Source organism: Ancylomarina sp. YFZ004 (assembly GCF_054254355.1).
On the sequence record NZ_JBTCHQ010000001.1, the window covers coordinates 167947 to 193910 of the forward strand.

Sequence of the window (25964 nt, forward strand, 5' to 3'; positions counted from 1 at the left end):
CTTTTATAGCATCCAGAACACAGAGTAGTTGGAACAGATTTTACTAGATAAAAATTAGGCTTGACCTAATTCCTGAATCATTTCCATTACCATATTACCCGAATTTACCGCTGCTGTCTCTACAAACTCCTCATACTGAACTGCATTCTCCTGTCCTGCAATATCCGAAATAGAACGGATAACAACAAATGGAACTTCAAAACGATGACAGGCTTGTGCAATAGCAGCCCCTTCCATTTCAACAGCATCAGCCTCAGGTATCAGGTCTTTAATTCTCTTTGTAGCCTCAGGATTATTCATAAACTGGTCACCAGTAACGATTGTGCCACATTTGGTTGTCAAATCGGTTAATTTATGAATCGACTTATCAGCCAATTCTATCAACTTAGAATCTGCAATAAAACTAGGTGGCATACCAGGAACCTGACCATGCTTATAACCAAAAACAGTACAATCAAAATCGTGATGAATAGCTTCTTTTGAGATAACGATATCCCCCACTTTCAAATCAGAAATAAAACCACCTGCACAACCCGTATTTATTACAAAATCAGGAGCATAATTGTCAATTAAAACGGCAGCACCAATTCCAGCATTCACTTTCCCAATGCCTGATTGCAACAACACGATGTTAACACCATGAATCTGTCCTTTATAAAAAGTAAAACCAGCTTTACTGATTTCTTCTCTGTTTTTCAACTCATCACGAAGTCTGGTCACTTCAATTTCCATTGCCCCTATTATGCCTATAATCATCTTCTTCTTTTTATTTATCATCTGTATTAAAGTCTTGCAAAATTAACAAAGGAAATCAGTTTCTTAAATTCAGACTTAAAAATATATCTCATTTAGTAAAAATATTTTCTAAAATTTAAATATGTATTTAATGTGGCACATAGTAAATACTAAACTTTAAAATTAAATGAACAACAGCTTATTTTTCTTTAAAAACATCTAAAACCGGTAGAGCAGTCTGTTTAAAATCATATAATGCTTGATTTTCCCACGGAGAAGCGTCCTTTGCTTGTTTACCCTTAAAGGCTACAAGCTCCCCACCCCAATAACAAAAACCAATCCCATGATTATTAGATTCCATGATCTGCCTTATCTTCATTAAAAATGCTTTTTGTCCCAAAGGACTAGCTGGAAAATCAGGCAGAATAAGTTGATCCTCTGAACCCAAAATATTATTGGTAAAATCATTCCACTCTAAAGTAAAAGGATAAGCCGTTTCAGCAATAACGATAGGTTTCTTATATTTCTCACCTAGTAGTCCAATTTTATTTGACAAAGCATCAAAGTCTTTTCCATGCCACAGAGGATAATAAGAAAGAGCTATAATATCATAATCTAAGGTTTTCATTTCATTAAAAAACCAATCAGAATTCTCAAGGCCTGCAAAATGCAGCATTATTTGAGTATCATCTGAACTTTCCCTAACGGCTCTGATTCCTTCTGATAGAAAATCTTTTAATGGCTCAGAGCCTCCCTCTAATTTCCCGTAAGGGAATAGTATTCCTGAATTAATTTCATTCCCAATTTGGATATAATCAGGTTTAATCTCTTGAGTAATTTTGCGTGTATAGGCATAAACACTATCCTTTAGACTACTAAAAGATATCCCTTTCCACTTTGCAGGAACGACCTGCTGCCCAGGATCTGCCCATGTATCTGAATAATGAACTGTAAGCCAAACCTTCATACCCATTCTTTTTATTTCCTTGGCAAAAGTCTTTACTTCTAGTAATGATGCATGTTCGTTTATGGGGGTATGCCATAATTTCAACCTAACAACATTAACACCATTATTTTTAAGTGTCGTCAAGGCATCTTCAGCCACTTCATCAGCATTATAAAAAATCGTATTATAAGATCTGATTTCTGGTAAAGCTGAAAGGTCAGCTCCTTGAATAAACATCTTATCCTGTTCAAAGACATCTTCTGTACCAATATCTTTTGTGGAGCAGGATGAAAGGCATATAACTAATAGTAACAAAAAGTTCTTCATATAATAACAAGCATTAAAATATGCTTTCAAAATTAACTTTTCTTTCTCTGAACTCTAACAAATAAGTATTAAATCGTAAATTGAGGGTCTTAATTATTCTGAAAATCTCTCAATGAAACGCTATAGAGAGATATCTAAATTTTCAATCCTAAACAATTGTTATGTTGAACAATTCTATCTATAAATATCTACTTGACCTTCGAGAAAACAATAACAGAGACTGGTTTCATGCCAATAAGGCTCAATACAATGAGGCAAAAGAAGATTTTGAACTGTTTGTTGAATTAAGTATTGAGCAAATTAAACAAATAGATCCTTCAGTAGCAGGTAATAATGCCAAAGATTGTATTTTCCGAATTTTCCGAGACGTTAGATTCTCCAACGATAAACGCCCTTATAAAACCAACTTTGGAGCATTTATTGCACGTGGTGGTCGTAAATCTAAATATGGTGGTTATTATATTCATATCGAACCCGAACAGTGTTTTTTAGGAGGTGGTTGTTTTATGCCCGAATCGAAAACCTTAAAAGCCATTCGAGAAGAAATCTTTCATCATCCTGAAGAATTTAAATCTATCATTGAGAATCCTAATTTCATCAATCATTATCCGGAATTATATGGTGATAAACTAAAAACAGCTCCTCGTGGCTACGCTAAAAATTTTGAACATATTCAACTCTTAAACTATAAGCACTATGCCGTAGGTAAATCTATTTCTGATGATATTGTGACTTCTGACAAATTCCCCCTAGCCATTCACGAAGCTTTTCAAGTGCTACATCCTCTCAATCAATTTTTGAATGATATTATAGAAGATTTATAAATTTTGTAGAAAAGCTATTTGGAATTAGTATCGATAAAAGGGATATTCGCAGTATCAAATCAAAATTGAATTATGAGTCAAGAAGGGAATAGACTTAGTGGAGAAGAATTACACGAGCTAGGGGTAAAATGGGTGTACAAACACATAAAAGATGAATATGAAATTCTATCTGTAAATATCGAGTTTGAGAAGAACCCTCAGATTCTAGCACGTAAGGATAATGACATGTATTTCATTGTTGTGAAAACAAGCACCTATCCTGATCTGGGCTCCTTAAGTCCTAGTGCTGCCGAAGAAATCATCAAACACGCTGATAAGCACAATTCAAAAATCTTATTCGCTCATGTGGGAGTAGCCAATGCTGATGCTAAAGATGATTCAGGTATGGCTTTCCCTAAAAAAGGAGGTCAATATTACATCAATTATAATGGTCTAAGTATAGAACCTAATATACTCATGCAGCCATAAAATATTTTGCCATGCAAGACGATATTCAAAAGAAAAGACACGAATACACGCTTAAACAACTCAATGAACAAGATGTTGATCAAAATCCATTTGTTCAATTTGATGCTTGGTTCAAAATGGCACTTGAAGCTAATTTACCAGATGCCAATGCAATGACATTGGCAACGGTCAATTCTGAAGGAAAACCAACAGCTAGAATCCTTTTGCTCAAAGATTACTCTGATGATGCTTATTGTTTTTTCACAAACTACAAGAGTAGAAAAGGTGAAGATTTAAAACAAAACCCATATGCTGCGATCGTGTTTTTTTGGCCTCAGTTGGAAAAGCAAATTAGAATTGAAGGTCGGATTGTAAGATTAGAACCTGAACATTCTGATCAGTATTTTATGGCACGACCAGTGGGGAGTCGCAGAGCAGCTGCAGTATCTCCACAATCGTCAATATTAAATGATAGAACTGAGTTAGAACAAGCAATTGAAGAGCACAAGAAAAAACATGACGAAAAATTTGAACGACCTGAATTCTGGGGTGGTTACAAATTAATTCCTGAGAAATTTGAGTTTTGGCAAGGTCGAGAAAGTCGATTGAATGATAGAATTGAATATATCTTTAATGATGGAAATTGGATTTCTCGCCGCTTAGCTCCTTGATTTACAAACGAACAAAAAAAAGCCTTTTAATTAAGGCTTTTTTTCATTCTACAAAGCTTAAAAAATCACTATATTGTGACTGATTTCCACTCAAATAGGACTTCTATTGAGTTTAGAATCTAACATTTTTTATTTATTAAAAAAAAGATTACCTGACTAAATATGAGCATTTTCAAAAATACAGCTGAAAAAATTGCCCGAAAAATTCTAAACAAACTGTTAAAAAAAGATTCGAGACGTGTAGAATTTCACAACATGAAAAGTGCAAATCATATTGGAATACTATTCGATACAAATCAAAAAGAAAATAATCGTATCGTTAGTGATTTTTATACAGATTTAAAAAATCAAGGTTATAAAGTAAATGCTGCAGGCTGGTATACAGGAACTGATATTCCTAAAAAGCCATTAAATACCCTAGACTTTATCTATTTCTCTGAATTAGACAGTAACTGGAAAGGCATTCCACAAACACACGAAATATCTGAATTCTTTAAACAGAAATTTGATATTCTATTTGTTTTGACTCAATCTGAAGAATTACCAGTACAGTATTTAATATCTCTTTCACCAGCAGCATTTAAAGTCGGTGCAAAAGCGAATAATGCCGACTACTTAGACTTTATGATCGAATTGAAAGAGAATTCATCAATAAAAGAGCTGATTCAAGACAGCATCAATTACTTATCAGAAATCAAGAAAAACTAAAATATAATGTCACATCAATTTTCAGGAACGGGAGTCGCAATTATTACTCCTTTCCATACAGACGGGAGCATCGATTTTAACTCTCTTACTAACTTGGTCGATTTCCAAATTAACAATGGAATCAACTATCTTGTTGTTATGGGAACAACAGGTGAAGCAGCAACTCTTAATAAAGATGAGAAAAAAGCTGTTATCGATTATATCATCAAAATCAACAATAAAAGAGTTCCTCTTGTAATTGGGATCGGTGGTAATAACACAAATGAAGTTATAAATGGAATCAAGAGTTTCCACGCATATAATGAAATTGCAGGTATTTTGTCTGTAGCTCCATATTATAACAAACCCAGTCAGGAAGGTCTTTACCAGCACTATAAAATGATTGCTGAAGCAAGTCCTGTTCCTGTAATTTTGTATAATGTTCCAGGTAGATCAGCCGTTAATATTTCAGCTGAAACGACTTTAAGATTAGCTTCCGATTTTAAAAATATTGTGGCTGTAAAGGAGGCTTCTGGAAATATGGAGCAAATTATGGAAATCATTCAGAATAAGCCTATCGATTTTGCCGTAATTTCTGGTGATGATGCACTTACTTTTCCTATGATTTGTTTAGGTGCTGAGGGTGTCATTTCGGTTGTAGCAAATGCCTTCCCCAAAGAGTTTAGTGATATGGTGAATGCGGCACTTGCATCAGAAATTTCTGAAGCAAAAGCATTACACTTTAAACTTTTCGAAATCATTCAAAATTTATTCACTGAAGGAAATCCTGCAGGAATAAAGGCCATTCTTCACATTAATAATCTGATTGAAAACAACTTTAGATTACCCATGACTGGTGTTAGTGCTAATCATTATTCAAAACTTAAAGAATTAGTTAATCAGACTAAGTAAGAGTGGCACGTAAATTGATAAGCATCATAAAGATTACTTTTAGTAATATATTTAAATACTCAACGAATGTGAGTATATTTAAAATAACAATCTAATTAGAGTAAATTAAAACACACATTATGAATCATTCATTGCGTTTATTAGTTCTTGCCTTGGTATTGGTAGCCAGCGCATCTTGTTCACGTCAAATTACACGAGTATCTCCTGATCAGCAAATCGACTTAAGTGGTCGTTGGAATGACACGGATTCTCAATTAGCTGCACAAGCTTTAACACAGCAAGTTTTAAGTCAAAGTTGGATTGAAAATTTCCAAAAAGAATTCAACAGAAAGCCAGTTGTTATTGTAGGCTTAATATATAATAAGAGTTCTGAGCATATCGAAGCTGACACCTATATCAAAGATATTGAGAAATCAATTCTTAATGATGGTCGTGTTCGTTTAGTTCAAGCTGGTTCAAAACGTGAAGATCTTCGTCAAGAAAGAGCTGACCAACAAGACTTCGCAGCAAAGGCAACTATTAAAAAATGGGGACAAGAGCTGGGTGCAGACTTTATTCTTCAAGGTGATATCAACTCAATTATTGATAGTCACAAAAAAGAAAAAGTTCGTTATTACCAGTTGAGTCTTGAATTAACAAACATTGAAACTAGCGAACTAGTTTGGATGGGTGATAAAAAAATCAAGAAATACGTAAACCGATAAATAAAGGCATAACAATCAGTTGAATTGGTGCTATTTTCTAAAATAGAAATACATCAACTGAATTTATATCCAAAACCTTGCAAGGCAACCTGTCTTGCAAGGCATTTAACCCCTTGACTAACAACCCAAAGTCAAACACTCAACCTTTCTCTTAGTATGATATTCTCTATACAAAAGCGATTTCGATTATTATTCCTTTTAGTAGCCTCATTTTTACTTTCTAGTTGTGCGACTTATTACAAACAAAATGAAGCCTTCAATAAAAGTTTTGAAAGTGGTGATATGCAAATGGCAAACAAGCATTTGGATGCCAATAAGAAGCTACAATCAAATCGCAATAGAGTGCTATACCTTGTAAACAAGGGTACATTAGCTTGGATGCAACAAGATTATACTTTAGCCAATACCTATTTTAACGAAGCTGATTTATTTATTGAAGATCAAAGAAAAAACTGGGGCTCTGAAGCTTTAGCTATTATATCTAATCCGAGTGTTAAGCCATACAAGCCTGAAGACTTTGAGAATGTACTTATCAACTATTACAAAGCAATTGCTTATCTTCAATTAGGTAAAAATCAAGAAGCTCTAGTGGAATGCCGTCGTGTCAATGAAAAGCTATTCGCATTAAACGACAAATACCCTCGAAATCATAAAAATAGATATAGCGACGATGCCTTTGCTCATAACCTAATGGGAATGATTTATGATGCATCTAAGGATTACAACAATGCTTTTATTGCCTATAGAAATGCCTACAACATCTATAAAACTAATTATACCGAAAACTTTGGAACTCTCAGTCCTGAACAGCTAAAAAAAGACATTTTAAGAACCGCCAAACGTATCGGCTTTGAAAAAGAATACAATTTCTACAGCAAAGAATTTGGCATGACTTACGAAAGTGTTTCAAATAATGAAGGCGATATTATTTTCATCTGGATGAATGGATTAGGTCCTATTAAGGATGAATGGAGTATCAACTTTGCTGCAAGTAGAGGTGCCGGAGGCATTTTAACTCTTGCCAATAATGAAGAAGGAGTCAACTTCCCATTCAACACTAACAATTTGAGTAGTAAAGAGAATGCTGCTTTTAAGAATCTTGATTTCGTAAGAGTAGCATTCCCAAAATATAAAGAACGTGTACCCTTATTCAATGAGGCTTTGATTGAAATTGATGGAATTGGTCAATATAATTTAGAAAAAGCTGAAGATGTCAATGCAATTGCATTCAAATGCCTAAAGGACAGAATGATTCGCGAGTTGGCAAATTCAATTTTACGACTTGCTACCAAAAAAGCATTAGAAGAATATGCGCGTAGTAAAGACGACACCTTAGGTACTTTACTTAGCATTGCAAATGCTTTAACTGAAAAAGCAGATACTCGTAACTGGCAAACACTTCCTCATGGTATCTATTACACTCGAATTAAGCTAAAGCCTGGAAACCATAAACTCATATTAAACCTTAAGAGTGGTGTAAATGGAGGGCATAAGCAAGAGCTTGATTTTAATGTAAAAGCTGGCACCACAGAGTTTTTCACTTTTCAGAATCTTGAAACAAAATAAATGACAAGAATAGTATTTCCTCAATGTATTTTTTGAAGGATAATAAATTTCATTGCTCAACGTTTAAAATATAATATGAAATCAACATTACCAAAAAATACAATTCACTATTGCCCTAAATGTGGCAGTAGTGAATTTTCTTTTAGAACAGATCAATCTTTTTTATGTGGTGAATGTCAATTTCATTTATACATCAACTCAGCAGCTGCAGTTGCCGCTCTGATAGTTAATGATAGAGCAGAGATTCTTTTCACAAAACGTGCTTTTGATCCACATAAAGGCATGCTCGATTTACCAGGAGGCTTTGTTGATATAATGGAAAGCGCTGAGGATGCTCTTTGTAGGGAGATAAAGGAAGAATTGAACCTTAACATTGAATCATTCCAGTATTTCATGTCCTCTCCTAACGAATATATTTTTGGTGGATTATCTGTTTTCACACTCGATTTAGCTTATATTTGCAAACTTAATTCATTTAACCATATACACGCAAAAGACGATATTTCTGACTACGTATTCATAGCACCCAACTTGATCCCCTACAACCAGATTGGTGGTGAATCAATAAAACGAATTGCTAAATCTTTTGCTAAACACTTAATTAATGAACTTTAAAAAAATTACTCTTAGCACTATCATTTGCGCACTTTTATTTGTTTCACTCTCTGCTTTTGCACAAAAAAAAGAAATGAAATACGAAGTAGGGACTTCAGCTGCTATATCAAGCAAATCAACCCTTCCCTTTTGGCTCGTTTCCAATAAAAATGGGATTATACCTGATGAGAATAGTTCTGTTTCACATATGGGGTTGTTTTCTGAGTTCAATAAAAACCAAAATTTCGATTTCCGTTATGGTGCTAATTTAGTAGGTTCTATAGGCAAGCGTTCAAAAGCAATTATTGATCAAGCCTTTATCAGTTTACGTTACAAACCACTACAGCTCGACTTAGGTGCTAAACATGAGGATACTAAGTTTGATGGGATTTCATCTACTAATGGTAATATCTTCTTGTCTAACAACTCAAGATCGATTCCTAAATTAAGTATTGGCTTCCATAAGTTTGTTCCAATTCCCTATCTTGAAGATTGGATATCAATCAAAGGAATGTATTCGGAGGGTATTATGTACGATGATAGATATGTTGACAAAACACGTGTACATCACAAAAACATATATCTTAAATTCGGTGGGAAACGAAAACTGAATTTAACAGTGGGATTTCAACATTTTGCTATGTGGGCAGGAACTTCTCCCGATACCCAATATGGTAAATTATCTTCTGATTTAGCCAACTACAAAAACATATTTTTAGGTAAAGGAGGTACTGATAAAAGTAATTATTTCGAATATGTAAATAGTGTTGGGAATCACCTTGGCGGATGGGATATCCATTTAAATTTAAAAACCAAAAAGGTTGATTTTGAATTGTATCGACAAACGATGTTTGAAGATCATTCTGGGATATATATTACAAGGCCTGATGGAGTAACAGGAATTTATGCTAAAATAAAGGGTAAAAACCGATGGGTCAGTTCTATTCTATATGAAAATTATTACACTAAATTTCAATCAGGAAGCTCTCCCGGTGGTGAACCTAAAGAACCTATCGTCGATGGCGAACTTCCTGGCAAAGGAGGTTACTTCACTGGCCAGGATGATTTCTTTAATAATCATATTTATAAGTCTGGCTGGACTTTTCAGAAGAGAACAATAGGTTTACCATTCTTCTACCCAAGCTTTGATAAAAATGGACTAGCGATGGGAACTTATAACAATAGAATCGTAGGACATCACCTTGGAATATCAGGCTATTTATTCAATACTATTCCATACAGAACAAAACTTAGCTACACTCAAAATTGGGGTAGATACAAAATTAAATTTCCAGAAGGAATGCGAGAACAGTTCTCTGGTGTGCTAGAATTAGATCTGCCAATAAATAAATTACCTTTTAATATTAGTTTTGCAATGGCAATTGACAAAGGTGAAATGCTGCAAGATAATCTTGGATGTTTCCTTAAAATCTCGAAAACAGGGATATTCAATTAATCAATCTTATTTACTATGCGATTCAAAATAAATCCTAAATTTCAACATCTAAGCAATTTTCTAGAAAATCTACACGAGAATTTCAGTAAAAAAGGTACATCTATCTATAAAGGAAGAAATGAAATTCGCATATTTGAAAATCAAGGGGTGAAATTGAATGTTAAGTCATTTAAAATTCCTCATCTGATAAATAAAATTGCCTATGGCTATTTTAGAGGGTCAAAAGCCAGACATTCATTTGAATATGCAATGAAAATAAGAGCTTGCGGAGCCGAAACTCCAGAGCCAATTGCATGTATTGAAGTACTAAAACATGGTTTGTTTAATCGCAGTTACTATGTTTCCATTCATCACAAATACGATTTTACCATACGTGATTTAATTGGTTTTGACTTTCCTGACAAAGTGAATATTCTGAAACAATTTGCTGTATTCACCTATGAGAAACTACACAAAAACAACATTCACCATTTAGATTATTCACGAGGTAATATTCTAATAACCCGACTCGAAGACAAAAAATATGATTTCAGCATTGTAGATATCAATCGAATGCGATTCGAAAAAATGAATTATCTTGAGGGATTGAAAAACTTTGCCCAAATATGGGGCAGTGACGATGAACTGGAAATCGTTGCCAGAGAATACGCAAGAGTTAACAATAAAAACGAAGAAGAAGCAGTTAAACTTCTGATTCAGTTTGACAAAGAACATAAAGAAAAAATTCAAAGAAAACTAGCTTGGAAAAGAAGGATCAGAGGGGATAAATAATAAAACTAATTTAACCATATCAATATTTTTATTGATATTTTAGCATTTTCAACGTTAGATTAATTTCAATCTCGATTTATATCAAGTTTAGTCATCCGAAAAAAATAGAATATAATGAATATATTATTGGTGTGTGACCAAAAGATTCCTGCTCTGCTTTATGGCGGTACTGAAAGGATTGTTTGGTGGCTTGGAGAAGAACTACACAAACGAGGACATAAAATAAGTTTTCTTGCAGGGAAAGGCTCCTATTCCGATTTCGCTGATGTTTACATCTATAATCCCAGTATCCCCTTAAATGATCAAATCCCTAATCATATTGATGTGGCTCACCTGAACTTCACTGTTGAGGAAAAACTAACAAAGCCTTTTATCACGACACTTCATGGGAATAGCCCCGCAGATAAAGTGTATCACAATAACACGGTTTTTATATCTAAAAATCATGCCAAGCGTCACAATAGCGAAGTGTTTGTATATAATGGCCTTGATTTTGACGAATATGGTCCTGTAGATTGGAATATAAAAAGAGAACACTTCCTTTTTCTTGGAAAGGCAAGTCGAAGTAAAAAGAATATTAAAGGTTGTATCAAAATTGCAAGAGCTTTAAATGAAGATTTGGCTGTTATTGGCGGAAGAGGTTTACCCTTTAAAAAAGGAATAAAATACAAAGGGTTTATTGGTGGAAAGAAGAAAAGTGAAGTCATTAATAAATCTAAAGCACTTCTCTTTCCTGTAATATGGAACGAACCATTTGGTTTAGCTATTGTGGAAGCCATGTATTTTGGGGCCCCGGCATTTGGTAGCACTTATGGTTCACTTCCCGAATTGATTCATTCTGACGTTGGCTTTGTATCTAATTCATATGCAGAATTAACAGAAGCTGCTAAACACTATGAGGATTACAATCGTAAAAGATGTCATGAATATGTTTGTGATAGTTTTTCTGTAAAGCAAATGACAGATGGCTATTTAAGACTTTACGAAAAGGTTATGAATAATGAATTACTAAGCATAGAAAAACCCAAACATGAGTTGAAGGAAGTTGTTCGTCATTTCCCTATGTTCGATTAAGGTGGTTCTAAATTTGATTAAAATAATTAAAACAGAAATAATTCCGACACAACGATCTATCTCAAAGTCGGTTGATTAACATTTTACAATATGAAAGTTTGTGGATTTACAATAGTAAAAAATGGAGCTAAATTTGACTATCAAATGGTTGAATCCATTACCTCTGCTCTTCCAATAGTTGACAAGTTTTTAGTTGCTATCGGAGATGGTGACGACAATACTGAAGAAATCATCCGTGGTATCGAATCTGATAAGATTGAAATAGTACACTCAACCTGGCCAAAGAAACTTGCCAAAGGGGGATACTATTTAGGTGAAGAAACCAATAAAGCTTTCGATCTGATTGGTTCGGAATACGATTGGTGCATCTATCTTCAGGCTGATGAAGTGATGCACGAAGAAGATTATCCTGTTATGCTCGAAGCAATGGAAAAATACAAGGATAATAAAGCCGTTGAGGGATTCATTTTTAAATGGAAACATTTCTGGGGTAATTATAACTACCTGGCATTTGGACGTCAATGGTATCGCCGTGATGTTAGAATCATTCGCAACGACAAATCTATTCGTTCATGGCATGGAGCTCAGGGCTTTAGGAAATCTAATGGTGAAAAACCTGTTTGTGTTCCTATCGATGCTCACATATACCACTACGGTTGGGTTCGCCATCCTAAATTTATGCAGAAAAAGGTACAGCACTGTAACTGGAATAAAGAATTCTGGACTACAGAACGCATGGAAGAACTTGATTTCAACTACAATAGAGATTACGATTGCGTTTTAAACTATGGAGGAAGCCATCCAAAAGTTATGGAAAAACGTATTAGTGAGCATTCATGGGAAGTAAGTATTGATACTTCTATCCGAAAATATCCCAAAGCCAAAGAACGGCTATTAATGTGGTTCGAGCGAATCACGGGACATCGTTTAGCTGAAAATCAACACTTTCACGTCTATGGAAAAGGGGAAAGGATGACAAATGTATGGGATGAAACTTTTTTCTAAGAATATTCGGACTCTCTACCAGTTCAAAAAACAATATTTCAAGTGAGGTTAATTGAACCTCATTTCGATAATTATTAGGACGAAAAATTCTAAAGTCTGTTTTAGTAAAAAAACTAATGAACCCTTACGGCAATATTCAAGCACGAAAATTGCCGAAGGGACTATCATAACCCAGAACCGATAATATGCGCCAAATATCGGCTCTGGGGATTATAAATAGCTAATAAGCGAGGGCGCGACTATCTGTAGACATTTAGTAAGCGATCACACCACTTGTGTCAACGATCAATTAGGGCTTAATCAATTACGTTGCTTGATTGATGATCATGGAATGAGTTTAGAATGCCTACCTTTAAGATGACTGAAAACTTCTGAACAACAGATTGATTTTTATGTCAGAAATATTTATGATTTAAATGAGATGAAGGAGATGGGCATGACATATTACTCAATCGAAGAACCAGTTATAAAGTAAAAAAGGAAGAAGAATATTATAAACTTGAATAAAATGAAACGAATACTTGTTACCGGAGGAGCTGGTTTTATAGGCTCACACTTATGTGATCGCTTAATTAAGGAAGGCAATGATGTCATCTGTCTCGACAATTATTTCACAGGCAACAAGCGTAATATTGAACACTTAATCACTCATCCCTATTTTGAGTTGGTGCGTCACGATGTGATTCAACCCTATTTTGCAGAAGTGGACCAAATATACAATTTGGCCTGTCCTGCATCCCCTGTTCACTACCAATACAATCCTATAAAAACGACCAAGACATCGGTTATGGGAGCCATCAACATGCTTGGATTGGCAAAACGCATCAAGGCTCGTATATTGCAAGCCTCAACGAGTGAGGTTTATGGCGATCCGGAAGTTCATCCACAAACTGAGGACTATTGGGGAAGTGTAAACCCAATAGGGATTAGATCCTGCTACGACGAAGGCAAGCGTTGTGCTGAGACCTTATTTATGGACTATCACAAACAGAATCAAGTGGAGATCAAAATCATGCGCATCTTTAACACCTATGGTCCCAATATGCACCCCAATGATGGTCGTGTAGTTTCCAATTTCATTATGCAGGCACTCCGAGGCGAGGATATCACCATATATGGCGACGGTTTACAAAGCCGGAGCTTTCAATATATCGATGACTTAGTTGAAGGTGCCATTAGAATGATGAATTCTCCTAAAGATTTCATTGGCCCCGTGAATATTGGTAATCCTCATGAGTTCACCATATTAGAATTAGCAAAGAAAGTGATTGAACTTACTAAATCTAAATCGAAGATTATTCATGAGCCATTGCCTATGGACGATCCGATGCAACGCCAGCCAGACATCAGTCTTGCCAAAGAAAAACTAAACAATTGGGAACCTAAAATTCAGTTGGAGGAAGGTCTCATCAAAACCATTCAGTATTTTGATGATTTGATTCGTAATGATCAAATCTATAAATAAACAATTATGAGTTACAACAATATGGAAACAAAAAAATATTTCGCTGTCTTTTTTGCTGAACACTTATATTACATTCCACAGTTTTTACCAGTAGCCCGTGAATTAGAAAGGCGAGATCTACCCTTTTTATTCGTTGTATTGGAAAGTAGCAAACGTGACATCTTCGATCAGAACAGCATGATCAGTGAAGTCTGTGAAAAAGAAAACCTTCCTTTCCAAATTGGTGAAGAAGGTTTGTCAAATGCAGAGATTCAATACTTAATATGCGGAGGTGATAATTACCCACAAACAAGTATCCCCCATAATAAATCAGTACTGATCGTTCATGGTATTGGAACCAAGGTCAGTGCCTTTACCGAAGAAAAAAACAAATTCGACATACGATTTATCGAAGGGGATTTCCGTTTAAGAAAGCTAAGGGAACTTTACCCAGAAGCTAAAACAATTTGGGAGAATGTAGGCTTTTCTAAACTCGATGATGTTTTTACTTACAGTTCGGATGAAAGATATGCTCTTTACGATAAATACCAGTTGGATCGTAAAAAGCCTACACTACTTTATGCCCCTACATTTTATCCAAGTTCACTGGAAAAGATGTCTAATAAGTTTCCAAAAGATTTTGAGGAATATAATATCATCGTAAAACCCCATTATTACACTTATTTGCGTAAAAAATATAAAGCTCAACGAAATAAGTTAAATAAATGGTCAAAATTCACCAATGTATATTTTGCCAAATTTGAGGACTACAACATTGTTCCTTTTTATGCCATTGCCGATCTGTTGATATCCGATGAATCATCAGTCGTTTTTGAATTTGCAGCTCTTGACAAACCAGTCATTTGCAATCGTTTTTTAAAACTGCGTCTATCCTATCGCTTATTTGGAAAATACAAATTCAATAAACGGATGGAAACCGCCATGAATCAATTCCGTGATATTGGTGAGAATGTTTGGAAATACAAGAATCTAAGCAAAGTCGTTAAGGAAGAACTTAAGTCCCCTAACAAACACCAGAAAAGAAGAGCTGAATGTACACATGAAATAATTGGTCCGGTTGACGGAAAAGTTGCTGTACGAATGGTAGATGTTCTACAGAGAGAATTATAAAAAAAACAATCATTCAAGTATCAGCAATCGCGTTTGATACTTGAATGATTTTAGCTAATTAGATCCTGCACTAGTAAACAGCATGATATATTCCCAGGAATATAAGTATCTCTCATACACATTCGATTTTAGCGACATAATTTTCCCCGACAATATTTATTAACAGCCTGCTCCCAAATCTTATCAAGTCTAAATAACCAAAAACCATTTTAAAAATCATTCTAAAGTGGTTTTTGTACACCTCATTATGGGATAAAACCATAGAATTTAGATGAGATTTTTTTACATCTCTGCATTATTCATTAAAATTACTACTTTTGGGATTCGAAAGAAGGCTTATCAAAGATGATATCAGTCTCTTGAGTGATACGCATTAAAATCAAATCATTAGGTTATCCTATCTCAGATGATTACAAACAGACTAATAATTATCATGACATCTAAAGAAGAACTCCTAAAGAAATTTCCTGATAATAGAAATATTGGTAATACAGAATTAGAAAAAGCTCAAAACGTTCTTCTCAGAATGCTCAAGATATTCCATCATATTTGTGAGGAAAATAAGCTTACCTATTATCTTGATTCTGGTACCTTGCTTGGTTCTATTCGTCACAGAGGATTTATTCCATGGGACGATGACATTGATGTTGCGATGCCACGAGCAGACTATAACAGACTGAAAGAAATTGCCAATGATGTTTTTCCTAATGAATTTATATTTCAGAATAAGGAAACCAATCCTGAAGTGAAAACAGTGATTTCAAAAATCGTTGATAAGAAAAGCTACTGCATGCCTTCTAACAATAATAACAAAAATTTAAAAAGGCATGGTCAATTGGGTTTATCCTTAGATATCTTCCCTATGGATTATACCAATAATCCTAAAAGATTTCAGACAGTATCAAATTTCTTTTACTCAAATTACTCTAATAAAATTCAAAAAATATTTCTAAAAGTATGCCGTCATATTTGTGTTGGAGTTATGCGTAAGAAAAACGTATATAATTTTGCAGAAAAATGTTGTGCTATGAACAAGCATAAAGAAAAGAAACACATTATTTATGGAATTGATTTTAATTGGGGACGGGGAGATAAAAAACACTGGAAAGTCGATGAAATATTCCCTTTAAAGAAAGCATTATTCGTAGACAATGAATTTTATATTCCTAACAACTACGATCAAATGCTAACAACTACATATGGTGATTACATGAAACCACCTGAAATGAAACATAGAAAAACACATTACACATCAATGAATGTTTAAAAAAAGGGATACTAACCTAATATATTGAATCGTTTCATATATACTGGCATCAGTTTCACCATATCATCATAATATACGAAGCCGATCATTACAAATTAATTTGAGATGGTAGACCCAAAGCTATAAAATCTTTCCCTTTTAATTCATTACCAACCAGATACTCACTACCCATAAGTTGCTGAGCCCAATTAATAATTACATTTATCATGGGTGTATCAACATGAACAGTGTCAGCAATATGTCGTATTAATAAAAGGCCATACGAAACATCTTCAATAAAATACCGGTTCTTAAAGTCAGGAATATACTTACCTGATTTTGTTTCAGACATCTTAAGTCGAATACCTTTAAAAGCTTCGATAGTTTGCAGTTTATAGGTTAAACTGTATTTATCACTCACCCCATAATGCTCGAGTATAGATGGTAACTTATCCATATAATCCGACAATTCACTTACAAGCAAAGCAAGCTCTTGATCGCAGGCTATAAGTATTTCTGAATCTCTATTAGTCCAATCTTCATAGAACAAGACCTCCTCCTCATATTCGATACCAGGCTTCCAATCTTTAAACAAACCATACAATCGAGATGGATGTAAAATAGGGTTTGAGTTTGTAAGCGTTGCCTCTAAATAAGATTTTAACCTGATAATCTTAGTCTCAAAAAGTTCTTCCAAACGCATCATAAACTCATCACAGGAACCCGTATTAAGCACTGCAATTTTAATTTCACTTTTGTAGCCCTTTAAAAATACGGACTTACCGTATTCTTTGACTCTGGCAATATATGGCACTCTTTGAAATCCAAAAATATTAACATTAGAGGCTAGTATTGTTCGAGCCATACCAAAAAAGCCCCCTGAACATTGTACCGACCCCACCCAAGTTCCTACTTTGACATAAGGAGATATCGATAATAACATGTCCTTTATCAGAAAACTTGGCGTCGTTATAATAATCACATCAGCATCAGGAATAAGAAATTCTGCTTGTGAATCGACACTTTCAATTTTACCATGACTAATATCACCATTATTTTCTATTACTTCGATATGCCTATCCCACACCGAGGGGTTCGACGTTAACAGAGATACTGAGACATTACTCTGTTGCGATATCTTTCCAACAATAGCATGACCTAAATTTCCTCCCCCACAAACAACAACACGTAATTTATTTTTCATCTATCTGTTTTAAAGCTTGCAACAAATAATCATTATCTTCCTCATTTCTCACTGCAATACGTATAAACTCTTTATTTTCGAAAGAGGTTTTACCCGTACAATCCTTAAGCAAAATATTAAAATGTTTCATCATTTTCCGTGTTAGTTCAGTAGCAGATACACCCATCACCTCACACAAAAAATAATTAGCCTGCGATTTTATTGGTCTTAGGAAAGCAACTTGTTTTAATTCCTGATAAAAACGGTCTCTTTCATTGGCAATCATCCTACTCGCCTTTTTATAATCAGCCTCGTACTTTCCATATATTTGAAAGAAGAATTCACCAAAAGAATTAATATTCCAAACTGGCAATTTTGCTTTTACCACATTTAACAAGTCGATATTTGAACTAACCATTACCCCCAGACGAATACCAGGCACACCATAACTTTTACTCACACTTTTAACGATGATTAAGTTTTCGAATCCCTCAATAACATGACGTTCAATGAGTGTGTTTTCATCATTTTCGGAAGAGAAATCAACGAAACTTTCATCTAAAATCATTTTTTTACCTTTAGATTTTAAATAGGTAACCAATTCGAGTATATCGGTTTTAGGAATAAAATTACCGCTAGGATTATCAGGATTGATCAATAACAAGGTATCAATTTCTTCACTAAAAACCTTTAAGTCTTCGATCGTATATGAAAAGTTACAATTATCAGGTGTGAAAGTCTTAATCCTATTTTTAGGCGTTCTTGCCACATATTCATGGAAGGTTGGAGTAATAATACCAATGATATCCTCACCAAAACTTGACATCAGGACATTAATTAATTCAGCAGCCCCATTTCCAACAATAATATTATCTTGATCACAATTGAACATTTTGGCTGCAAGTAAATTTTGAATACTACCTGTCGATGGATAATCGTGTAACAATCTTTCGAAATATGCCTTATACTCAGAAACCATACGCTGAGGAGGGAAATAAGGATTCACTAAATAGCAGAAATCCTTTAAGGATGGAAACCTCCAGTAGCCACCATAGCGCAACTGATACTTGGAAATATCATCAGCAAAAATAGTCTCTGCATTATGCAAGTCAAGCTTATCATCTATTTCGTACCACTTATCTGTATTGTCCAAAATACAGGCATGCAGTTTCTGCGAATCTAAAAAGGCAAGCACTTTAAGTACATTTTCATAATATTCATTGTGCCCAACCGATTTGCAATAGGCTTCAAGAAATGGGATATAGTGATTTTTGGAGAACTCTTTTGAAAACCTATAAATGTTTACAGTTTTATAATATGTATCAACATGTTCGAAGTTAAAATCGGACTTCGAAATAAATTTTGTAATTTCAAGCTGATCATTAAGTTCAGCAACAGTACCATCCATCCATGATTGGTATTTGTCAACCACAATAACATTACTCGAATCCTTACATGACAAGGCTTTCTGAACAACAGATTTATCAAAAATCAAATCACTTTCAACAAGTAAAGTATCATCTTCAATTAATAAATCTTTGGCTAGAAACAAAGAATAAATATTATTTGTTTCATTATAAATTGGGTTCACAACATAAACAATAGGTACCCCATTATATGAATTCCCCAGATGTTGTTTCAGCTTATCACCTTCGTATCCTACAACCATAACGATTCTTTCGAAATCAAACTCGGTTAATGTATCTAGAGTACGGTTAATTAATGGAACCCCATTTACTTTAACCATACACTTTGTATATTCTGATGTGAGATCACGGAGGCGCTTCCCCATTCCTGCCGCTAATATCAATATTTGCATCTCTATTATATTAATCTTAATTATACCTAATATGGTTTATAGACAAAACTCTTGTTCCCTATTATGAAAGTAGAATACCTATACTATTATTCAATTATACTCATTTAAATTGAACAACAAATAAGGATTCTTCGATTAGGCCCTAAAATTAACTATTAGTAGGTATTTAGTCAAAAAAACGACTTTATAATTTATGAAAAGGCACTAATTCCCCCTATTGTTACATTATTTGAGCCTAAGAGTTCATTTCCTCATCTAGTTCTATTGGCCAATTTTTAAACAACCCAATCAATTATATAATATTTTATTATTGAGAATTATTAGTAGTTTTTAGTAATTTTGGTTAAAGATCTATAAGTCCAATATCCTCAATTAGCAAAATATATTTGTAGGCCAACTATCGCTATAATTTTGATTCATGTCGCATCTAAAACAAACTATTAAAACAAACACTAGTCCCCACAAACTATAAGATTTATTTTGAGTGTACAGAAAAATATCCAACAAAAAATCCGACCCACTTTCGTGAATCGGATTACTCAATTTAATTTAGTTTATTTCAAACCTTTATTTTTCAATAAGTCTCGATACTTGGCTCAGAACTTATAAAGCGCTTTTAAATTACCATTGAATCTTCGGCCCCTTTACTAGTACATTAAGCAAAAAGCTCCTAAAAATGGCTCAGATAAAGAGAAAAACAACAAACTATAAATAACAAAAAAATATTAGCCCATTAAAAGTAATTACGATTTTATTAATTGAATTATATTTTCTCGTCAAAATTCTAATTTTCAATAAATAGTGACTTCTTATTATTGGTAAAAGCGATTTATCGACTTAAAAATACCTCCAAACCTTGCTCCATCAATAGATTGATTCTCGAGTATATTCATATGTAAATCTGTAACCGAGTAGTTACCACTATAATTAACAGTTATTATCTTATCTTTTTCGACAATTGCATAAGTTTCAAAAGCCCCAGCAACATAAAAGTTAGGTTCAGAAGTATCAAAAAGTGACTTTCCAATGCCGTAATCATTAAACTGATTGATACAGCCTTGGTTGTTGGACATCAAAGTAGGAATAACATCGTAATGTAAACTCTTATGGTAATAATGCTTAGCTTCCATATTAGGCCAATATATTGCCAATGGAACATGGGTTTGAGCTTTCGTATAATTTCCTCCATGTGACCAATAGTTCTTTTTATTATCATTAAATTCTTGTCCATGATCTCCTGTTAATACGACGATAGTATTTTCCATTAAACCTTTATCTTCAAGATCTCTTAATACTGTGCCTACTCTTTCATCAGCCTCGTGCAATACATTCTTATACAAATTAAAAAATTCATTTGGATCTGACTCATTATTTAATGCCAAATAATTTGCTTCCTTCCAAGCTGGTTGAAATGGTCCTTCACCAGGTTTTTCTGAAGAATAACCATGTACGCCATCATAAAATAAAAATCCAAAGAAAGGTTTTGTTTCATTGTTTTTCTTGTACTTATCGATAAAATCTAACCATTCTTCAGTTGATTTTTCATCTCTTGCCCATGGTGTATTTATCTCAGTTTTTGTATTCGTTCTAAGATTTTCGACATCCGAAAAAACCGTAATATCGAAAGGTGGATTACTTATTGATGCACTTGCAAAAACACCCATCTTATAATCCTGCTCTAGTATTGTTTTCATAAAAACAGGGCCTTTATTTAAACCTTTCATTGTTTCCCAATATGCAAAAGCAGGCAAACTATAAAAGAAAGAAAAAACACTACTACGAGTTCCACTGCTACCACTATAATGATCAGTGAAAACTTGAGATTTTTTTGATAAATTAAACGCATTGGGCGTTATAGTTTCATTAAGACAATCCCCTCTCCAACAATCTATAAAAACAAAAAGCACATTGTATTTTGACGCATCTTTAAACTTGAGTTCATTTTTAGGATAATTAACAGCTCCTTTTGAACCCTTATTGCTCAATGTTTTTTTATTTTTTAATTTATCTCTATCTACTAAATCAAACTTACTCAATAACGAATTAGCAGTTAAAGGAAAATATAAGGGAAATACTTTCTGCACCTGAGAAACCGGGTGATAAAAAACAGCATTTGAAACTGCATATACAATATGATTAGAGAATAAACATATTATGATTCCAATTAAAAAAATTGAACTTTTCTTTGATCGAATTATATAACTATATCTAGAAATAACAAATTGTGTTGCAATAAGAAAAAACAACGTTAATAAAGCTATAAAATACATCCAAGTAGGAAATTGAAATATTTCATCGGCCGAACTACTAAATACCATATTGAACACAAACTTATTTAAATGAAATCGGAACTGAGCATAAACGACCGAATCAACCATAAGATATATTAAACCTAAAACACTCAAAAGACTACCTATAACTAGTGTCAATGATTTTTTATGAGTGATCTTATAAATAATATAAAGTAGTGGATATAACAATATTGGCATAAAACCCATATGCCCAATATCTGCAATTAGCAGAAATATCTTTGTAGCCCAACTGTCATTATAATTTGCATTAAGTATAAAGGTAAGTCCAAGTAGCATATAAAGTAAGCTATTGAATAATATAAAACCCAGTATCCATCGGGTATCTGATCCAACTATTTTATTCCCCATTTTCTATTTCATGTATTTTATTTGAACCGCAAAATAACAAAACATAATATAATATATCACAACATCCTGTATGAAACTTATCAATATCACCACATTTTATACCATTGTGAATAACTAATAAGCTATAGCGAATGAAATCACATAAGTATAATACCGATGGAATAAATAGAAACAAGCTTTAGCAAAGCGATAAGATAACCCACTAATTTATCCAATCGGTATAGTTAGTTCATTGTTTTTTTATCCATTCATAAATAGGATCTATGCCATTCATATAGTCTTCAAAACTTGTTTCGATACGCACATCTGGGACGATGGTGTTAATATCCTCATCCGTTTCTTTAAAGTACTTTGTAGAATAAGTCACATTTAGTTTAGAATGCGGTAGGTCGAATGATCTAATTTCTCCAAAATGATTTGGCTTTCCACTGGTTTGTTCTCCTATAAGAATCACTTCTGTCTGATTTATAAAATCCATAGCGTTTATGATAGCCGAAGAGAATGTCTTTCTTCCTATCACGACATAAAGCTTACCTTTTGAGTTAATCTCTTTAAGAAGCGAAAGCTTTTTCACAAACTCAGTTCCCTGAGAAGAACTGCCTCCCCCATTGAAACGCATATCAAAAATAAATTGCTTTATAGGCTGCTCTTTTATCGTGTGAAATATTTTGTTCTCAAATTCAGTAAACGATGGGTACTGTTTAGCCTTTTCGTGATGGCCAAATTTAATCATCAGCTCACGACTCGCACATTTATTATACTGAATGTAATAGATACTATCCTTTTCAATATAATTCTGGATAAAGATCTCGCGCTGATTTTGCAAACAATAAGGCCTGGTGTTAGGTTTCAATGCTTGCTGGTTCTCCTTCGTTATTCTCTCTATCTGAATCGTATATTTCGAAAACGAAGCATTATCATCCTCTAATCCGAGTTCATAAACACCATTATTTGAAAATCCAAAGAATTCCAACAAAGATCCATTATTCAAAAGCTTTGGTACAAACATTTTCGAAATTGCACTATTGTCAACTGTAAAAAGCGTTTCTAGACTATCACATCTTTCACCTGTACATCAGGTAAGCCTGGAGCAGGAGGAGGTGGTGGTTTTACTGCATCTTGCTGTGTTATTGGGAGAATTTCTTCTTCCGCGTACATCTCTGTCTCTAAAGCTAATTCATTGTCAGCCTCAAGATAATTGACCGACTTAGAATCGCAAGATGTGAATAGAGCAAAAAGGATTAATAATTTAATTATAGACTTCATCGTTTCGTTTTTATGCCTGATTAGTATTTAAAACAGAAAAGTAAACACTATGATTATGGTCGCCATCATAAGTATAAAGATAAACACATCACGCTGTGACTTTTTGTAATAATCTGCCACCAACAAACCACTCAATAAAAGAATGCTTTCATTGGTAGTTGAATTGATATATCCCTTGTTAGAGGAACCAGTATATGTAATATGCACACCTCCAACATCTGACAGTTGCCACTTGTTTTGCAAAAGGTTATCAGATTTAAAATATAAGACTCTGTTGCCAACAGACAGGATAGCTCTTGAGCGCCATTCATCGTATGTTATAACAGCCAAACTTTTATAAGTTTGCATATCATAAACGATAGTACTCTTTTTAAAGACACCACTTGTTTTAAAAGAATAAGCCTCACCTTTTGTCTCCACAAGGGCTGATTGAGATAATGAATCACTCTTTAGGTAACCGCATAACTTTCAGTCATTATAAAGCGTAAAAGTTCTAGAAAAGAGATTTCTTTCCCAACTTAGTTCCGTATTCATATGACTTATTATTTCTTCATCATAAATAATTCTCTCACGAAATTGAAAAGGCCAATTACAAAAGCAAAGACTGCAACAAATGAGACCAATTCATCATCCAACTCAATTGGACTATCAGCCATTGAGAAATATAATAGGAATGCGGTTAGAAGGAGTAAGAATGAAATGAATATTGATTTTCCTTTTGTCATTATTTTCAGTTTTATTGAATTAAACATCTCTTTATTATATTCTAGATATTCACGCTATTTGTCTCAGCAATTTCATCGAGCTGCTTTGATAAATATATGGCTTCATTGATCACCTCATCTGGATAATCATTAATCTGAAGGATTCTTATGGCATTTCGGTTCTTCAATCGTCCTTCTTTTAGTTTATAATCAAAGTCGATTTGTCTATCAGTAACTATCTCACTGAAATGGTACAGTTCATATTCATCCGTAAGCATGTCAGTTAGCTCAATATCGTGAGTTGATACCAATACCATATTGTTATTTTTCGAAAGTGAGGAAAGAACGGCTTTCCCAGCTGATATCCTCTCAACCGTATTAGTGCCTTTAAAAATCTCGTCAAGTAAAAAGAGATTGGGTGTTACACTCTCGCTATTATCTATCATCTCCTTTATCGTCAAAACTTCCTCGAAATAATAGCTCTTATCATTCATTAAATCGTCGCTAATGCGGATTGCCGAATAGATTCTAGCTCTTGGCATGCTCATCGATTTCGCAAAGCATGTATTAATGGTCAATCCTGTTATCAGATTTAGTCCCATAGTTCGGATAAAAGATGTTTTACCTGACATATTTGAACCAGTCAACAAAACGGATTTATCTTTTACTGCAATACTATTGGTCACACAGTCGTCAATGAAAGGGTGATAAACATTTGTACTCGATAATTCAGTTTCGTTATTAATATTGATGGTAGGGATACAATAGGAATCTAATCCTTTTCGTAGAGAAGCTATAGAAGTTAATGAGTCGATATGCCCAACAAAAGAAAAGACTTCTTCTATCTCCTTACGTTTTGTGTTGAGGCGTTTTAAAACACCAAACAAGAGTAAAGGCTCAAGAAGGAAGATTGTTTTAAAGATTTCAAGAACTGCCCAAAATGCTGCTTCGAAGTCGCCTTGAATTTTTTCTTCGAGTTGGAAAAAAGACATTCTGCTCCGTACCTGATTAATCACTTCAATGGCATCATCCAATTCTGGATTTATCTCTTTAAAACTATCCTCATTGTGCAGTTGATTTGCAATATTATTCAAGCTTAGCAGTTGAGGTATTGAACCCACGTACTGATAAAGGTTTCTCTTATTCCAATAATGAATTCCAAGATTAACAATAAAAATAGGAATCAAAAGAAGAGAGAGTTCTGGCCTAAAGGGAAGTAATAAAATTGTCAGTAGACTTGTAAAAGACAGTAAACGAATTGCAAAAAACCATTTAGGCGGTTCCAAATGTTCTTCCTGAAATATTGAAGGCAAATAATACACATCCTCTTTTTTAAGCTTTTCAAGAAGAATCTGAGTTTTCACCCTAAAATCAACATCATCATTTAGTTTATCAATCAGTCTTTCGTTTAAATCAGTAGCCTTTGAGTCTGATGGCATGCAGCGCAAAGTTTGATACAAATATTGTTGACCTACTTTAGAAGAGGTTCTATCGACAAACATGAATAATTCTTCAAAATCTAAATCATTGCAAGTCTTATCAGACAGTACATGAAAAGAATTTGAATTATTTTTATTCTTGAAGTACTTACTAATCAATTTTAATTTAAAAGCATCATCCTTTTGTTCGCCAAAGGATGCTTTCAATCTTTCACTATTTTTTTTCTTTCGCTTAAAAATCATGTTTCCTATATCTTTTGAGGATTGTAAAAAATCTTCAAAAGTGTGACATATGGCATTATTCATCAGGTTTGTTTCTAGATATTTTATTTCTATCAATCAAATTTAACAAA

25 protein-coding genes are annotated in these 25964 nt (G+C 33.8%); 15 read left to right on the top strand and 10 right to left on the bottom strand.

Going from position 1 to position 25964, the window contains the following annotated elements; all coding sequences use genetic code 11:
* Positions 1 to 54: 54 nt before the first annotated feature.
* On the bottom strand, positions 55 to 756 hold the full coding sequence (gene mtnN / locus ACXR6G_RS00720; protein ID WP_458359478.1) for a 5'-methylthioadenosine/S-adenosylhomocysteine nucleosidase: 702 nt from the start codon (positions 754 to 756) through the stop codon (positions 55 to 57).
* Between the two features lie 178 nt (positions 757 to 934).
* Complete coding sequence (locus ACXR6G_RS00725; RefSeq protein WP_458359479.1) at positions 935 to 2008, bottom strand: glycoside hydrolase family 53 protein; 1074 nt, start codon at positions 2006 to 2008, stop codon at positions 935 to 937.
* A 161-nt stretch (positions 2009 to 2169) separates the two neighbouring features.
* Between ACXR6G_RS00725 and ACXR6G_RS00730 the strand changes: the two genes are divergently transcribed.
* From ACXR6G_RS00730 to ACXR6G_RS00800, 15 genes are all read left to right on the top strand, one after another.
* Positions 2170 to 2832 carry a DUF2461 domain-containing protein gene (locus tag ACXR6G_RS00730; RefSeq protein WP_458359480.1) on the top strand — a complete coding sequence of 221 codons (663 nt, stop codon included), beginning with the start codon at positions 2170 to 2172 and terminating at the stop codon, positions 2830 to 2832.
* Between the two features lie 72 nt (positions 2833 to 2904).
* Positions 2905 to 3300 (top strand): hypothetical protein, encoded by a 396-nt coding sequence (locus tag ACXR6G_RS00735; protein ID WP_458359481.1) that lies wholly within the window; start codon positions 2905 to 2907, stop codon positions 3298 to 3300.
* Between the two features lie 11 nt (positions 3301 to 3311).
* Positions 3312 to 3950 (top strand): pyridoxamine 5'-phosphate oxidase, encoded by a 639-nt coding sequence (gene pdxH, locus ACXR6G_RS00740; RefSeq protein WP_458359482.1) that lies wholly within the window; start codon positions 3312 to 3314, stop codon positions 3948 to 3950.
* A gap of 162 nt (positions 3951 to 4112) precedes the next feature.
* Positions 4113 to 4658, top strand: coding sequence for a DUF6913 domain-containing protein (locus ACXR6G_RS00745; RefSeq protein WP_458359483.1), 546 nt, complete (start codon positions 4113 to 4115; stop codon positions 4656 to 4658).
* A gap of 6 nt (positions 4659 to 4664) precedes the next feature.
* Entirely contained in the window at positions 4665 to 5549 is an 885-nt protein-coding gene (dapA, locus tag ACXR6G_RS00750) for a 4-hydroxy-tetrahydrodipicolinate synthase (RefSeq protein WP_458359484.1), read from the top strand.
* A 119-nt stretch (positions 5550 to 5668) separates the two neighbouring features.
* Positions 5669 to 6253, top strand: coding sequence for a penicillin-binding protein activator LpoB (locus ACXR6G_RS00755; protein ID WP_458359485.1), 585 nt, complete (start codon positions 5669 to 5671; stop codon positions 6251 to 6253).
* Between the two features lie 156 nt (positions 6254 to 6409).
* Positions 6410 to 7819: a COG3014 family protein gene (locus ACXR6G_RS00760; protein ID WP_458359486.1), complete on the top strand. Its 1410-nt coding sequence runs from the start codon at positions 6410 to 6412 to the stop codon at positions 7817 to 7819.
* A 75-nt stretch (positions 7820 to 7894) separates the two neighbouring features.
* Entirely contained in the window at positions 7895 to 8434 is a 540-nt protein-coding gene (locus tag ACXR6G_RS00765; protein ID WP_458359487.1) for an NUDIX hydrolase, read from the top strand.
* The gene (locus tag ACXR6G_RS00770; protein ID WP_458359488.1) at positions 8424 to 9869 is read left to right on the top strand and encodes a capsule assembly Wzi family protein; all 1446 of its coding nucleotides are present in this window, start codon (positions 8424 to 8426) and stop codon (positions 9867 to 9869) included. Before ACXR6G_RS00765 ends, ACXR6G_RS00770 begins: the two co-directional genes overlap by 11 nt.
* 15 nt (positions 9870 to 9884) lie before the next feature.
* Positions 9885 to 10640 carry a hypothetical protein gene (locus tag ACXR6G_RS00775; RefSeq protein WP_458359489.1) on the top strand — a complete coding sequence of 252 codons (756 nt, stop codon included), beginning with the start codon at positions 9885 to 9887 and terminating at the stop codon, positions 10638 to 10640.
* Between the two features lie 114 nt (positions 10641 to 10754).
* The gene (locus ACXR6G_RS00780; RefSeq protein WP_458359490.1) at positions 10755 to 11714 is read left to right on the top strand and encodes a glycosyltransferase; all 960 of its coding nucleotides are present in this window, start codon (positions 10755 to 10757) and stop codon (positions 11712 to 11714) included.
* A gap of 90 nt (positions 11715 to 11804) precedes the next feature.
* The gene (locus ACXR6G_RS00785; RefSeq protein ID WP_458359491.1) at positions 11805 to 12719 is read left to right on the top strand and encodes a hypothetical protein; all 915 of its coding nucleotides are present in this window, start codon (positions 11805 to 11807) and stop codon (positions 12717 to 12719) included.
* A 508-nt stretch (positions 12720 to 13227) separates the two neighbouring features.
* Complete coding sequence (locus ACXR6G_RS00790; RefSeq protein ID WP_458359492.1) at positions 13228 to 14184, top strand: UDP-glucuronic acid decarboxylase family protein; 957 nt, start codon at positions 13228 to 13230, stop codon at positions 14182 to 14184.
* A 6-nt stretch (positions 14185 to 14190) separates the two neighbouring features.
* A complete protein-coding gene (locus ACXR6G_RS00795; protein ID WP_458359493.1) occupies positions 14191 to 15294 on the top strand; it encodes a CDP-glycerol glycerophosphotransferase family protein in 1104 nt (367 codons plus the stop codon).
* A gap of 433 nt (positions 15295 to 15727) precedes the next feature.
* A complete protein-coding gene (locus tag ACXR6G_RS00800; RefSeq protein WP_458359494.1) occupies positions 15728 to 16561 on the top strand; it encodes a LicD family protein in 834 nt (277 codons plus the stop codon).
* Between the two features lie 88 nt (positions 16562 to 16649).
* Here ACXR6G_RS00800 and ACXR6G_RS00805 read toward each other — a convergent pair whose 3' ends face one another.
* From ACXR6G_RS00805 to ACXR6G_RS00840, 8 genes are all read right to left on the bottom strand, one after another.
* Positions 16650 to 17744, bottom strand: coding sequence for an NAD/NADP octopine/nopaline dehydrogenase family protein (locus ACXR6G_RS00805; RefSeq protein ID WP_458359495.1), 1095 nt, complete (start codon positions 17742 to 17744; stop codon positions 16650 to 16652).
* Positions 17734 to 19542: an aminotransferase class I/II-fold pyridoxal phosphate-dependent enzyme gene (locus tag ACXR6G_RS00810; protein ID WP_458359496.1), complete on the bottom strand. Its 1809-nt coding sequence runs from the start codon at positions 19540 to 19542 to the stop codon at positions 17734 to 17736. The genes ACXR6G_RS00805 and ACXR6G_RS00810 overlap by 11 nt, the downstream gene beginning before the upstream one ends.
* An 812-nt stretch (positions 19543 to 20354) precedes the next feature.
* On the bottom strand, positions 20355 to 22202 hold the full coding sequence (locus ACXR6G_RS00815; RefSeq protein WP_458359497.1) for a DUF3413 domain-containing protein: 1848 nt from the start codon (positions 22200 to 22202) through the stop codon (positions 20355 to 20357).
* 229 nt (positions 22203 to 22431) lie between these two features.
* Positions 22432 to 23211: a S41 family peptidase gene (locus ACXR6G_RS00820; RefSeq protein ID WP_458359498.1), complete on the bottom strand. Its 780-nt coding sequence runs from the start codon at positions 23209 to 23211 to the stop codon at positions 22432 to 22434.
* Positions 23212 to 23249: 38 nt separating this feature from the next.
* Complete coding sequence (locus tag ACXR6G_RS00825) at positions 23250 to 23468, bottom strand: hypothetical protein (RefSeq protein ID WP_458359499.1); 219 nt, start codon at positions 23466 to 23468, stop codon at positions 23250 to 23252.
* Positions 23469 to 23495: 27 nt separating this feature from the next.
* On the bottom strand, positions 23496 to 23888 hold the full coding sequence (locus ACXR6G_RS00830; protein WP_458359500.1) for a hypothetical protein: 393 nt from the start codon (positions 23886 to 23888) through the stop codon (positions 23496 to 23498).
* Between the two features lie 122 nt (positions 23889 to 24010).
* On the bottom strand, positions 24011 to 24193 hold the full coding sequence (locus ACXR6G_RS00835; RefSeq protein WP_458359501.1) for a hypothetical protein: 183 nt from the start codon (positions 24191 to 24193) through the stop codon (positions 24011 to 24013).
* A gap of 41 nt (positions 24194 to 24234) precedes the next feature.
* Positions 24235 to 25917, bottom strand: coding sequence for a MutS-related protein (locus ACXR6G_RS00840; RefSeq protein ID WP_458359502.1), 1683 nt, complete (start codon positions 25915 to 25917; stop codon positions 24235 to 24237).
* Positions 25918 to 25964 lie beyond the last annotated feature (47 nt).